The sequence below is a fragment of the Bacillus seohaeanensis genome, from assembly GCF_042684945.1.
GTDB classification, from domain to species: domain Bacteria; phylum Bacillota; class Bacilli; order Bacillales; family Bacillaceae_B; genus Rossellomorea; species Rossellomorea seohaeanensis.
On the sequence record NZ_JBHUMF010000015.1, the window covers coordinates 70,664 to 84,438 of the forward strand.

The 13,775-nt window shown below is 36.6% G+C and carries 13 protein-coding genes; 6 read left to right on the forward strand and 7 right to left on the reverse strand.

Translation table 11 applies throughout. From position 1 onward, the window contains the following. The first annotated feature begins 138 nt into the window (after positions 1–138). Complete coding sequence (locus ACFSUL_RS06400; protein WP_377933737.1) at positions 139–315, forward strand: hypothetical protein; 177 nt, start codon at positions 139–141, stop codon at positions 313–315. Positions 316–410: 95 nt separating this feature from the next. On the opposite strand, the gene ACFSUL_RS06405 is transcribed toward ACFSUL_RS06400, so the two are convergent. From ACFSUL_RS06405 to ACFSUL_RS06425, 5 genes are all read right to left on the reverse strand, one after another. Beyond that, positions 411–959 (reverse strand): PepSY domain-containing protein, encoded by a 549-nt coding sequence (locus tag ACFSUL_RS06405; RefSeq protein ID WP_377933739.1) that lies wholly within the window; start codon positions 957–959, stop codon positions 411–413. Positions 960–1,450: 491 nt separating this feature from the next. Then, positions 1,451–2,167: a PepSY domain-containing protein gene (locus ACFSUL_RS06410; protein ID WP_377933741.1), complete on the reverse strand. Its 717-nt coding sequence runs from the start codon at positions 2,165–2,167 to the stop codon at positions 1,451–1,453. 425 nt (positions 2,168–2,592) lie between these two features. Further along, entirely contained in the window at positions 2,593–3,963 is a 1,371-nt protein-coding gene (locus ACFSUL_RS06415; protein WP_377933743.1) for a sensor histidine kinase, read from the reverse strand. After that, on the reverse strand, positions 3,960–4,661 hold the full coding sequence (locus ACFSUL_RS06420; protein ID WP_377933745.1) for a response regulator transcription factor: 702 nt from the start codon (positions 4,659–4,661) through the stop codon (positions 3,960–3,962). The genes ACFSUL_RS06415 and ACFSUL_RS06420 overlap by 4 nt, the downstream gene beginning before the upstream one ends. Before the next feature lie 261 nt (positions 4,662–4,922). Next, complete coding sequence (locus ACFSUL_RS06425) at positions 4,923–6,632, reverse strand: sensor domain-containing protein (RefSeq protein ID WP_377933747.1); 1,710 nt, start codon at positions 6,630–6,632, stop codon at positions 4,923–4,925. A 342-nt stretch (positions 6,633–6,974) separates the two neighbouring features. Here ACFSUL_RS06425 and ACFSUL_RS06430 point away from each other — a divergent pair, with 342 nt between their 5' ends. The 4 genes from ACFSUL_RS06430 to ACFSUL_RS06445 all read left to right on the forward strand — a co-directional run bounded on the left by ACFSUL_RS06430 (position 6,975) and on the right by ACFSUL_RS06445 (position 11,121). Next, on the forward strand, positions 6,975–8,474 hold the full coding sequence (locus tag ACFSUL_RS06430) for a spore germination protein (protein ID WP_377933749.1): 1,500 nt from the start codon (positions 6,975–6,977) through the stop codon (positions 8,472–8,474). Between the two features lie 169 nt (positions 8,475–8,643). Continuing rightward, the gene (locus ACFSUL_RS06435; RefSeq protein ID WP_377933751.1) at positions 8,644–9,735 is read left to right on the forward strand and encodes a GerAB/ArcD/ProY family transporter; all 1,092 of its coding nucleotides are present in this window, start codon (positions 8,644–8,646) and stop codon (positions 9,733–9,735) included. Next, positions 9,732–10,961 carry a Ger(x)C family spore germination protein gene (locus ACFSUL_RS06440; protein ID WP_377933753.1) on the forward strand — a complete coding sequence of 410 codons (1,230 nt, stop codon included), beginning with the start codon at positions 9,732–9,734 and terminating at the stop codon, positions 10,959–10,961. The genes ACFSUL_RS06435 and ACFSUL_RS06440 overlap by 4 nt, the downstream gene beginning before the upstream one ends. Position 10,962: 1 nt before the next feature. Next, the gene (locus tag ACFSUL_RS06445; RefSeq protein ID WP_377933755.1) at positions 10,963–11,121 is read left to right on the forward strand and encodes a hypothetical protein; all 159 of its coding nucleotides are present in this window, start codon (positions 10,963–10,965) and stop codon (positions 11,119–11,121) included. A 326-nt stretch (positions 11,122–11,447) separates the two neighbouring features. Here the strand turns inward: ACFSUL_RS06445 and ACFSUL_RS06450 are convergent, their stop codons facing one another. Continuing rightward, complete coding sequence (locus ACFSUL_RS06450) at positions 11,448–12,056, reverse strand: alpha/beta hydrolase (RefSeq protein WP_377933757.1); 609 nt, start codon at positions 12,054–12,056, stop codon at positions 11,448–11,450. A 57-nt stretch (positions 12,057–12,113) separates the two neighbouring features. Continuing rightward, positions 12,114–13,052, reverse strand: a complete 939-nt coding sequence (locus ACFSUL_RS06455) for a ring-cleaving dioxygenase (protein WP_377933759.1) — start codon at positions 13,050–13,052, stop codon at positions 12,114–12,116. A 231-nt stretch (positions 13,053–13,283) separates the two neighbouring features. On the opposite strand from ACFSUL_RS06455, the gene ACFSUL_RS06460 reads away from it, so the two are divergent. Continuing rightward, positions 13,284–13,424, forward strand: a complete 141-nt coding sequence (locus ACFSUL_RS06460) for a hypothetical protein (RefSeq protein WP_377933761.1) — start codon at positions 13,284–13,286, stop codon at positions 13,422–13,424. Positions 13,425–13,775: the final 351 nt, after the last annotated feature.

Consider the following 13,775-nt stretch of genomic DNA (forward strand, 5'->3'; position numbering starts at 1 on the left):
TAAACACATCTACTACATTTGGATTAAAATGTGTACCTTCTCTCCCTTTAATGAATTCAATATTATGGTATAATAGAGAATACTAATTATTCTAATAACTAATGAAGCAAAACACTTCTATTTAATGGAGGTTTTAATTTGAAAGAAAAAATTGGAATGGCTATGAGAGAAGGGATCGGTTGGTTCATCACAGGGATAGGGTTTTATTTAGTCTTTGCCAAAGGATTCAACTTACTTAACCTTCTACTACTTTTTATTGGATTACTCGGGATATTCCTTAATTTTCCTTATAAGAAAACATCAAAAAATAATTAGTGCTAAAACATAGACTTATTTTGGAGAAACAGTATAATAAAAACACACAGGTTATCAAAAAAACCTGTGTGTTTCATCCTCATATCTATCCCATTCTAATCATCATCGGTCTCTGTATCTTTTTCTAGTACTTTACCAGTGTTTCCATCAATCTTCATTTCAGTTTCTTTGTTACCATCATGAATTTCCACTTCATAATGACCGTCATCAAGTTCGATTTCCGTAATGGTGCCTTTTTGTTCTTTCTGTGCAATTTTTATTGCTTGTTCTTTTGTTATTTTTACATCTGCACTAGCTTCACTGTCATTATCATCGTCTCTATCATCACGATCATAGTCAACTTTCAGTACTTTCCCATTGACAGCATTGATTTCTACGTCAATATCATCATCTTTTTCATTATGAAGGTCCACATCATACTCCATACGTCCATCTTCTTCATCTAGTTCGATATTTTCCACTGTTCCTTTTGTCTCTTTGCTAGCAATATTTTTGGCTTCCTCTTTTGAAATTAGCTCTTGTTGCGCTGAAACAGCCTTTCCCGTTTTATCTCCTGAATTAGAAATCGCTCCTACGCCAACGGCTCCACCTAACAACACTACTCCTGCAATTCCACCAATAACTAATTTGAACTTACTTTTCATTTCCTGTTTCCTCCTTCATTTAGCGTTACTTACATCATAACCAGCCAAAATGAGAAGACAGATAGACGAATCTGAGAAATTGATGAGAGAAACCGAAAAGTGAAAGCGGCTCGATCAGGCCCGACAAGCATAAGACCAACACCCTGGAAAGGCGCTTTTTGCCTTTTTAGGATGTTGGGCTTATGACCTCGAGGGGCTAGCCGCTGGAACTAGACAAACCGAAAAGTGAAAGCGGCTCGATCAGGCCCGACAAGCATAAGACCAATACCCTGGAAAGGCGCTTTTTGCCTTTTTAGGGTGTTGGGCTTATGACCTCGAGGGGCTAGCCGCTGGAACTGGACAACCGAAAAGTAGAAGCGGCTCGATCAGACCCGAAAAACATAAGACGAGCATCCCGGAAAGGCGCTTTTACCTTTTTGGAATGCTCGTCTTATGACCTTTCAAGGGGCTAGCCATTGGAACCGAACGACCCGAAAAGTACGACTACTTTTCTACTCATCCCAAACAATACTAATAACTTCCCCCGAAATAGAATTAATTTGGACAGTTGCTTCTTGTTCATCCTCCCGTTCTATTTCAACCAAGTAATAGCTGACTCCGTTTAACTCTTCTAGCTCCACGTCATCAAGTTTCCCTTGGACCTTTTGCAATGCAATTTTAGTCGCCTCTTTTTCCGTCAGCTTTTTCGCTTGCTCCTGTGGTGTCGGCATCGTTTCTTTATCTGGAATCTTTTCGGTCACTTTGTCAATGACCTTGCCTGTTGCACTTTCTAGTTTCACAATCGTTTTTTCCGTTTCACTTTGCACAACAGCATAGTAGAAAGATTGACCCTTTTCCTGTTTTTCTTCTACACTTTTAATGTCCCCTTGTTGATTTTCACGAACGATTTCCCTAATTTCTTTTTCACTGAGTTTTTGTTCCGTCTTATCTTTTCCTTTAGAAATTCGAACAAGATTGGCAATTTCCCCAGTCTCTTGATTTACCTTGACCTCGTATTGATTATCATCGAGTTCCATCGTCATCACGAACATATCTTTGTCTTCGGAAACAGTTAGGACTTCACCTTTATACTGGGCTTTAACCATTTCACTCGCCTCTGCTTTTGTAATTGGATCTGTTCCGAAAAAAATGCCACGTAGCTGCCAGCCTACTAATATAAGAAGAATAATTCCTAAAACAGCACCAATCACTTTGATTGAACGGTTCATGTTCTCACACTCCATTTTGTTCTTACTCTTCACCATAACGGAAAAGAATGAGAATTTACTAAGAAAAAGAATTTTTATAAGGCTGTTTGTATGAAAAAAAGTATTTTTTAAGCATCGTAAAATCGTTTAGGATAACGAAAATGAATCAATTCTATACCACTTTGGCACTAAATTTTCTTTTTTTATACTAGATGGTGGCGGCTTGGTTTCAGCCGCCATGTGAGTTTTTCGTAAAGATTGTTGCTTTTTAGCAGAAAACTAAGTTTACCCCACTGAGTTGATTCTCGCTGCGGGCACTTGACTCCTGCGGAAGAGATGGAAGTGGGAGACAGACCCCGCAGCCTCCTCGAGGAGGCTTGTGTCTGTAGCGGCAATCAATGGGAAAAATTCATAAGTAAACACACCGATCTATGAGAAAAGAGCCTTTAAAAAACAACTTCTAATAAAATAGAAGCCTTCGTTCCTAATCCTTCTTCACTTTGCAGTCGAACATCTCCGTTCATCGCAACTGCTATTTCTTTAGCAAGCGAAAGCCCTAGTCCGGATCCGCCTTTTTTTCTTGTCCTCGCCTTATCTACTCGGTAAAAACGGTCGAACACTTTTGGCAAATCTGAAGTCGGAATTCCAATCCCTCTATCGACTACCTCGATAAAGGCGGTATCCTGTTTTGTTTTAACATTGACCTTAATTAGTTCGTCACTATATTTACATGCATTATCAAGCAAAATGAAAAGAACTTGTTTTAGCTTTTGTTGATCTGCTTTGACGATGATGGGGTGGTCTTGTTGATTTTCAGCCTCTACATTCACAACAATCTCCCTTTTATACGCCTCACGGAAGGACCGAACAGATGTATTCACAATATCAATGAGAGAAATATCCGTCATTACTAAGTTCCACTGCGTATCGCTTCTCGCTAACTGCAATAACTGTCTTGTCAGCTCCCTCATCCGTACTGCTTCGGAGTGAATCGCTTCGACTGACTCGTCAAATGTTTCTGGCTGTTGTTTACCTCGTCGTTTTAATAGACTTGCATACGATTCAATAATCGTCAGTGGTGTGTTCAGTTCATGAGAAGCATTGGAGACAAATTGCTCTTGTTTTTCGTAGTTATTTTTCAACAAGCGCATCATGTCATTGAACGTCGTACCCATTTGGTAAAGCTCATCTTTTGATTGCTTCGGAAGTTGAATTTGCTTGAATTCACCGTTTTTTTGGATTTCTGTCATGGTATCAATCATTGATGTAATCGGTCTTGTAATAAAATTGCTCAGCAGTCTTGCAGATAGAAAGACAGGAATCGTTGCAATTAGCGTCACGGCGATAATGACAACTCTGAGTACATTCAAGTTTTCGTGTGTCGCTGCAAGGCTTTCCATCACTTGAAGATTAACAACTTCACCATTCGTCCATATAATTGGATGTGAAATAAATGTATAGGGAATCCCATCATATTCGATGATTTCTCGACGTTCTCCCTTATAAAAATAAATGGTTTTATCGACAAGCTTCTCTTGGCCTTTTGCTGTGACGGAAATATCAGACTTCCCATTAGAACCAATTATTCTAATCATTCCGTTTACTGGAACGTATGCTCTCAATAAATCCTGTGGTTCTACAGCTTCGGGAGCTTGATTGATTCCTTCTGCGATTTGCGAAGTTTCAGCATTTCCTCTTTCAAGTTCACTAGTAAACAGCATTCGACTGAATGAAAAATAGATTGCTACCGATAAAAGGATAAGTAAAGCAATGAATAATACCGTTGTAAAAAGATGAATTTTATTAGCGAGTTTCATTGTAACTCCTTCATGACATATCCGACACCTCGAACAGTATGAATCAATGTGTGCTTGTATGGTTTATCCATTTTATTTCGCAAGTAACGTATATAAACATCGACAACATTTGTGTCCCCATAATAATTAAAGCCCCAAACCCCATCTAGAATTTGTTCTCTATTCAACACTTGGCGACGATGTTTCATTAAATATGCTAAAAGGTCGAATTCACGAGGCGTGAGATCAATGGAATCGTCCCCTCTATATACTTCACGTGTTTTTTCACTCAGTCTTAGGTCGGCAACTTGAATAAAATCATCTTGCTTAGTCTCTTCGGAACGTCGTTGCGTACTGATTCGAAGTGTCGCCCTAATTCGTGCCAACAGTTCTTCGATTTCAAATGGTTTTGTTATGTAGTCATTAGCACCAATATCCAATCCTGACACCTTTTCTTCCACTGAATCTTTTGCCGTCAGTAGGATAATTGGTGTATGTTGATCCTTATCCCGAATCCTTCGCAACAATTCCATCCCACTGATTCCCGGCAGCATAATATCAAGCAAAATCAAATCCCATCCTCGTTCCCTGTAGATACTAAATGCCTCGACCCCATCCATACATTTAGTCGTTTCATACCCTTCAAATCCAAGCTCTAGTTCTAACAACCTTGCAATTTTCTCCTCATCTTCCACAATCAAAATCGTTGGCTTTCCCATCCAAATCCCTCATTTGTCTATTTTATTTACCAATAGTTTAGCACAGAAAAAGCCTTAAACATTCTTAAAATATTATGAATTTTTCTACGTACAAGCAATTTACTGAATGACTGAAAAATAACACAAACAATAACCATATTATGTAAATAATGATGGTCTTAACGATGTTCCTCTTAAAGCCACAAAGAGGACACGTGCTCTTCACCCACTACATAGATACCTCCAAGCAGCTGATGTCACGTGTCCTCCTATCTATTCTATCTATTGATAAATCCTCCGTATCTCTTCACTCTGAACCGGTTTACTAAAGAAATACCCTTGTCCAATTTGACAGTTATTCTCTTTAAGAAATAACAATTGATCTTCTTTTTCTATTCCTTCCGCAACTATTTCCATCTTTAAGTTTTTCCCCATGTCAATAATAGTTTTAACAAGGGATTCACCATCAATATTTATTTTATCAATAAACGATTTATCAATCTTTAAATTATCAATTGGTAAGTTATCTAAATAGCTTAAAGAAGAATATCCCGTACCAAAATCGTCAATGGCAAGATTAATACCAAGCGTTTTTAATGCTTCTAATACCGGTTTCACTTTGTCTATTTCGCTAAACAAGCTTTCCGTCAATTCTAGTTCTACTAGTTCAGGCTTTATATTATTCTGTTGCATAGTGTCTTTTACGCTATTAATGAACAGATTGTTTCCTAATTGTTTTAGAGAAATATTTATAGCTACCTTCATTTCCAAACCTTGATCCAACCAGTTTCTTAATTGCTCCATTGCTTTTGTCAACACCCAGTTTCCAACAGGGACAATTAATCCGTTTTTTTCCAATACCGGGATAAATTCACTTGGCGGAACCAAACCCAATTTTTCGTTTTTCCACCGTAAAAGAACCTCTACTCCAACAAGCTTTTCGTCAGATATACGAAATTGCGGTTGATACACTAAGAAAAACTCATTATTCTCTAATGCCTGATGGATTTGACTTTCTAAAGTAAATTGCCTTACTACTTTTTCACTTTTATCTCTTGTAATAAATTCAAAACCGTTACCACCTAGTTCTTTTACATGATACATCGCAATATCTGACTTTTGTATTATTTCTTCAATAATATCTTCTATTTCCACATTGCCATGCCTATGTAGCTTAGTGGTGGTACTAAAATTAATCCCTATACTCGTCGATAAAAAAGTTCTTTCTCCATTGCTATAAAATGGTTTAGATAATTCATTAATGATTCGGTTAGCAACTAGATTTACGCCTTCTTTATCCTGAATGTTATCCAATACGATGACAAACTCATCACCGCCATGACGACATACTAAATCGCTTTCTCTTATACAGGCCTTTAACCGTTTTCCTACTTCCTTCAATAATAAATCCCCAGCCGAGTGCCCTAGTGTATCATTGATTGTTTTAAACCGATCTATATCAAGAAAAAGAACAGCAAATGCTTCACTACTTTTCTTTTCCAAAAGACTTTTTAAATGGGTAATTAAGTAATTTCTGTTTGGCAAGTTAGTTAGCGAATCATAGTAAGCCATGTGCCTCATTTCTTCTTCCATATTTTTACGTTTCGTAATATCATGGCGAATCGAAACATATTGATATGGCTTTTTATTTTCATCCAACATCGGTACAATCGTCGTATCTACCCAATAATGCGTCCCATCTTTTGCAAGGTTTTTGATTTCGCCTTTCCAAACCCTCCCATTCCCAATCGTTTTCCACATATCTTGAAAAAAACATTTAGGATGATAATTTGCATTAATAATTTGATGGTCTTGCCCCATTAATTCTTCACGTGTATATTTAGAAAGTTTGCAAAACATGTCATTCACAAACGTGATTCTTCCTCTGCGATCGGTTATCGCAACAATAGAAGATTCGTTTAAAGCAAACTCTATATCTTTTAATTGTTTCTCCTTATTTTCTAATGCTTGCTTCACATTCAGTTGTCCCATATAGAACACCTCTTTTATAAAATCATGATGGTTATCTATTTTTATACTAGCAACAGGTTAAAAGTGACTATGTGACTTTTATCACAATTGTTTTAAAAAGAAGCCATATTGCTAAAAAATCTAGTTAAATGGAGACAGTAATCAACAAGCATTAGTAGTTCTAATTGCATATAACTCCAATATACTGTGCTCATTTTGCTAAGTATTTTTCTATCTAGCAAAGAAGTACTAAAGTGAAATTTTTAAGAATGAATTGGAACAAGTGGGCAAAGATAACAGGAAGATAATATTGGATGGCGGATTAAACTTTCACTATCACATTTAAATGAATTTTTGGGGGTGATGCGTATTTTAAAACGAAAGAAGCAAGCAGCTATTCAAAAGAAACGAATAACTACTGATTTAAAAGAAAATGTGCAAAAGTTAGAGGAGATCCTGCTCGTTCCCCAAAATAGTGATATTGCTATTAGAACGATTACTGTTTCACAAATACATAAAAAAGCAAGCCTTGTTTACATACAGTCCATTACCAACACAGATAAGCTAGAAGAGCATGTTATCACTCCTTTAACAACAGGCCAAGCAAGGGTGGATAACAACCTAGATGAAACGTATTTGATTAAATCTATTATTAATAGTCAAAGTGTGGAAACGCATGATTCTTTAAATGACTTACTTACACAGCTTAACAACGGCAATACCATACTAATGGTAGACGGTTTGTCAGAAGCATTTGTTTTAGGAACATCTAAATTTGCCCATCGGTCAATAGAAAGTGCACAAGACGAAAAGGTAATTAAAGGACCAAAAGAAGGCTTTACTGAAGATGTTACCTCTAATATCTCGTTAATAAGAAAACGACTCCGTGACAAAAATTTAATCATAGAGTCGGACACTGTCGGAGAACGTTCCAAAAACAATGTGTCTATTTTATATGTAAAAGACATAGTGAATGAAGACATTTTAAGCAAAGTGAAGGAGCGAATAGAGCAAGTCGAAGCCGACAATGTGCAAGGCTTGTCTTTATTAGAACAATACATTGAAGATAGGCCGAATTCACTGGTACCTACAATCCTTAACACGGAACGCCCCGATAGAGCTGTCTCCTATTTAGAAGAAGGTCATGTTGTTTTATTAATGGATAGCTCACCGGGATGTTTAGTCTGCCCAGCAACCTTTTGGACTTTCTTTCACTCTCCAGAGGACCATAACTTAAAAAGACATTATGGTAATTTCGGTAGACTAATCCGAATGCTCGCTTTCTTTATATCGATATTTGTTCCTGCTATCTATATTTCTATTTCGACTTATCATACAGAAATGCTGCCAACAGATCTATTGCTAGCTGTTGCTGCTACAAGGGAAAAAGTTCCGTTCCCAGCCATTATCGAAGTCTTTTTTATGGAGATTGCTTTTGAAATCTTAAGGGAAGCAGGAGTTCGTATACCAAGCCCAATAGGACCAACAATCGGTATCGTTGGTGCTTTGATTTTAGGACAAGCAGCAGTAGAAGCAACATTAACGAGCCCAATAATGGTTATCGTTATCGCGATTACGGGTCTCTCATCATTTGCAATAAGTGACATCAGCTTCAATTATATGTTAAGAATTACACGTTTCATTCTTACCCTTTCCGCTGCCTTATTTGGTATTTTTGGAATTGCTATTACCTTTTTGGGATTATACTCCTATTTAGTTATGGTCGAATCTTTTGGTGTGCCTTTCTTATCACCATTAGCTCCTTATATGCCTTCATCAAAGGACACATTTTTCCGAAGGGTTTTATCTAAAGAAAAACTTCGACCACTCAATTTATCACCTAAGGATAAAGTTAGAGAATAGTTTTACCATGACTAACGGGCCATAATCCCCCGCCTCCATACTTAGAAGAATCGAAGAGATGCAAGGGAGGAAATAACTGCCCGTATACGCCCGATTGGTTCAATGAACAATCAGTGGAAATAAGAGAACCCTCCACTGATTGAAGTTTCACTTTATGGAGAGATTACTTATGAAAGTCAATGAAAAAAGCAAATTTGGTATGAGAGAGCTTATTGCCATCATTTATATTGTAATCGGCAGTAAATTTACGGATATGACACCAACAATGTTATTCCAAACGGGAGAAAATGCATCATGGATGATACCTATTATTTCCATACTCATTATGACCATTCCCTTATGGTTTCTCTATCAATTATTAAAAAATTACAGAGATAAAAATTTAGTAGAAATAGCAAGACGTGTTGTAGGAAGTAAACTGGGATTTTTTATTGGAGTTGTTTTATTTGTTACAGCTCTCGTATCAACGATTATTGATACGAGAAGCTATACAGAAATTATTGGGACATTATACTATCCAAGTTCACCAATAATTGCTCTTTACTTTATCTACTTAGTGGGGGCCTATCTTGTTGCAATAAAAGGAATAAGTGGAATTTCAAGAGTGTCTTGGAGTATATTTCCTTATGTTTTATTTTCAGTTCTGTTACTTATTTTTTTCACCTTTAAAGAATTCGTATTTTTTCGGACATTGCCGATTCTCGGACCTGGTCCTGAACCTATACTGAAAGAAAGTATTATCAAAGTCTCCATTTTTGCAGAATTGATTTTCTTTGGTATGCTTTACCCTTTTATAAAAAATGAGCAGTCCTATAAGAAAGGAACGATTTTTGGTGCCGGATTATCCGTTATTTGCATAAGCTGCTTTATTTTCTTGTACAGTGCCCTATTTGATTTTCCAACAGTGCAAAGGGTGTCTTTTCCTTTTCACGAAATGGCCCGATACGCTTCTGTTGGTGACTATATAACCAATACGGAAACATTTTATTTAACTTTCTGGCTATTAGCCTCCATAGTAAAGTATTCTATTTATCTCTACATTACAATTTTGATATTTTCAGCGACGTTTAAAATAAAGAATCAAAAAAAGCTGTTTCCACTGTTTTCACTATTTATCTTTTTTGTCGGGTTACTACCGAAGAACACCCCTATAATCATGCATTATCGGGAAATGCTTCTACATACAGCATCATTACTAATACCAATAATTCCCGTTCTGCTTTGGATTATCGCCAAATGGAGAGGTGAATTTAAACGTTGAAAAAATATATTATTATGTTTGCCCTTATTCCACTTTTAAGTGGTTGCTGGGATCAAACTGAAATTGAAGAACAATCTTACATTATAGCTATGGGATTAGATAAAGGAGAAGGTGACAAAGTAAAAATAACGTTTGTTAATGCGAACCCAGAAGTAGGGATTGCACAAGGAGGAGGGGCAGATGAGCCACCTACTGAAATAGTTTCCTTTGTGGCAAATGACTTTGTCTCTGCAAGAGATACAGCAAATTCTATTATTGCGAAACAATTAACTTTTCATCATGCTCTAGTACTAGTTGTATCGGAGGAGTATGCAAAAACAGAAAAATTTTTAAAAGACATCTATTCCACTTTGAGAGAAACACAACTTAGAAGAGAGATGAAGGTCCTTGTTTCCAAAGAAAGCGCAAGTGATTTTCTTAGAAAGAATAAACCATTAATGGAGACGAGGCAACACAAATACTACCAATTTATGGTGAACAGAGCAATGGAAACAGGACTTGCTCCTCATTCCGATATCCACCGCTTTATGCAAATAACAGAAGGGGACGCTGATCTTTTTTTAGCGATGTATATAACAGCCGTACAAAATGATGAAGATAATAAGATTGCGAACGAGGATGAGTATTATGCTGGACAGCTTAGTAAAGAAGGTGGGAATCCTACAGAGGCAATTGGATCAGCTGTTTTTAAAGAAGGGAAAATGATTGGAAAATTAACTGGAGAAGAAACGAGAATGGCTTTATTATTTGATAAAAGTAGTCAGGTGGAAACAATGCTTGCAACCTATCCTGACCCACTTCATGAAAAGCGCCGTATTGCGGCACGAATAATTAAAAAGAAAGAAACAGACATAGAACTGAAGAAAAACACTCCAACACCAACAATAAAAGTTACTGTTCCATTGTCACTTGAATTATTAGCGATACCAAGTCTTGAAGAGTATGTAATGAACAAAGATAAGCAATTACTTTTAGAAAAAAGCATTGAGAAACACATGGAGGAAGAAGCGAAGAAATTAATAAAAAAAACGCAAGAACAATTTAAAGGACAGCCCTTTTACTGGTCATTAAGTGTACGGTCAGCATTTTTAACGAATAAGAATTATAAACAATTTAATTTTGCGGAGAAGTATCCAAATATGGATATCGTTGTTGATTTCCACGTTGATGTTACAGAATTTGGACAACAAATTCGTACTCCAGAACTTCCGGAAGTGAGGGATTAACATGAAATTACTCGTATGGCTATTCGCAATTGGGGTATGCGGATATAGTTTGTTCGTCGCAAAAGACTTATTTCAAGAGAAAAATAAGCTTGGTGCGATAGTAGTGGCATTGTTTTCACTTAGCCTGTTAGTTTTTCCTTTTATTATTAAATACAGGTAAAGGAACAGATTAGTTCTTGTTCGCTCCGTAATTTCAATAAAGTTTGATACTAGCTTTTGATGCTAGTTGCTTGTGTTTTTTCATCTTACTTCTTGTATAACTTCCCTTATTCAGGATAATGGAAAATATTAAAACAAAAGGTCCGTCCCTCACCACGTTAATACGCTAGTGCAGTGAGGGACGGACCTATGATTTAGTTGACCAAAACACTACTTACGTCCACTTACTTTCATATAAAAAAGAGCTGATTAACATAACCGTCAATCAGCTCCTTGTCGTTATTATAGATTTTTTATACTGTTTCTCAATATTTCATTAAATAAAAATTAAAATCCTTTTTCCTCATACCATTTTGCCGCTGCCTCTACCTCGTCAAACGTCAATTGATGGCCTCTGTTTTCCCAATGAATTTGAACATTCGCATTTGCTTTTTCTAATAATGCTTGGAGTTCTGTTGATTCACTGGAAGGACATATCGGATCATTTGTACCAGCTCCAATAAACACAGACGTACCAGTCAAATCAGGTAGTTCTATTCCCCTTCTTGGTACCATTGGGTGGTGTAAAATAGCTCCCTTTAATGAATTTTCATAGTGAAATAATAAACTAGCTGCTATATTTGCCCCATTGGAATATCCAACTGCAACAATGTTTTGTCGATCAAAATGGTATTTTTCCGCCGCCTCATCCAAAAACTCATTTAATTCATTTGTACGAAAGACAAGATCTTCTTCATCAAATACACCTTCTGCCAACCTGCGGAAAAAACGTGGCATACCATTTTCGGATACATTTCCTCTTACACTTAATATGGAAGCTTCTTCATCAATCTTACTTGCTAAAGGCAATAGATCCTGCTCTGTTCCCCCAGTACCATGAAGCAATAGTAATGTTGGTTTTGATGCATCCTTACCTTTTTGAAATATATGTTTCATTTCAATCTCCTTCCAAAATACGAACAATTTTTTCTTTCTAGTTTACACCAATTATATTTATTCTACCTCTCTAACCTCAAACGGTAGCAATACACTCTCTATTTTATCTCTATGCGGCTCAAATTGAGCAGGCAGCATTAACTTTTCTCCCATTTTTTCATGTGACTCATCGAGAGCAAACCCCGGTTGGTCCGTTGCAAATTCAAACAAAATTTCACCGTGCTCTCTAAAATAGATGGAATTAAAGTAGTTTCTGTCTTTAACAGATGTAGGAGCATATCCTCTTCCTCTTAGAAATTGCTTCCAATCTAACTGATCATTATCATCACTTGCTCGGAAAGCTATATGATGAACAGTCCCAACACCCATGAGACCACGACCAACAGAAGTACGTTTTAGATCAATTACATTTCCTATATCTGCGGGAGCTTGAAAACGAACGATATCCCCTTCTTCCCCAACTTCCTCGAGCCCCATAACATCTTTCAATAGTTCAGCTGTTTTTTCTGGCTGTGCAGACAAAAGTGTTGCACCTCCAAATCCTTTAATTGCTACGTCAGAAGTAATATCCCCAATACTCCAAGTGTTTTTTTCTCCAGCTTCTCTTTCTACTAATGCTAAATGAAGACCATGCGGATCATTAAACTCTAAATAAAGCTCTCCGAATCGTTTTATTTTTGTAAAAGGTATAGTAAACTTTTTTAGTCTTTTTTCCCAAAACGATAATGCACCTTGAGGAACGACGTATGAAGTAACTTCAACTTGACCATCTCCAATTCTTCCTTGACGAGCACCAGCCCACGGGAAAAAGGTAATAATCGTCCCTGGTTTCCCACCCTCGTCACCGAAATAAAAATGATACGTGCCAGGATCATCGAAATTGACGGTTTGTTTGACCAAACGTAAACCTAAGACACCTGCATAAAAATCAACATTTTCCTGCGGATGCCCTACAATTGCTGTAATGTGGTGAATACCCATTGTTGTCTTGCTCATCTTGTCTTTCTCCTTTGTGCATCTTAAAGTTTTCTCATTATCTAGTTAATCAATTAACTTAATTCCATATTCTCAAAATCAAACTATTTACTAAAAAATATAGGACGTTTCTTAACACTCATATATCTTGAATTTGAGATAATTATAGTACGTGACATTATTGCTGTCAATCCATTCTTTAAGTAAACAAGTTAAAAATAGGAAATACTATCGCATAAAGGAGGGATTCGGATGTACAAAAAGAAATTTTTCGATGGCACATTGTCCACTTTCTTAACATCAGGGGTTCTTTATAGTTATGACGACTTTAATGAAGATGAACCAATCCAAAGTGAAGAACCTATTGACGAACACGAAGATGAAACTCAATAAACTTAAAAAGGATGGGATGGCTGATGGGTATAATGACGACTGTCCCATCTCTTTTGCTGTCATTAACTAGGAAAAACACCCTAATTGGTCTACTTTTTAATTTCAGAAAGTGACTTCCAATCAGCCTCCACAATGGTGTCGTGAGGATTATTCATTACTTTGTTTCCTCCAACTTTTCTTACTTTGAAATAATAAATCTTCACTTAGATGCCTTTAATTCCTCGTTCCTTAATAAAAAGTCTATCATTAACGTATTGCGTCTCACCGTATTAGGTTAACCCATTCGCTCATTTAGATAACTTTTTTATTATTAAATAAATGATCAATATGATTACTAATACAGGAACAATC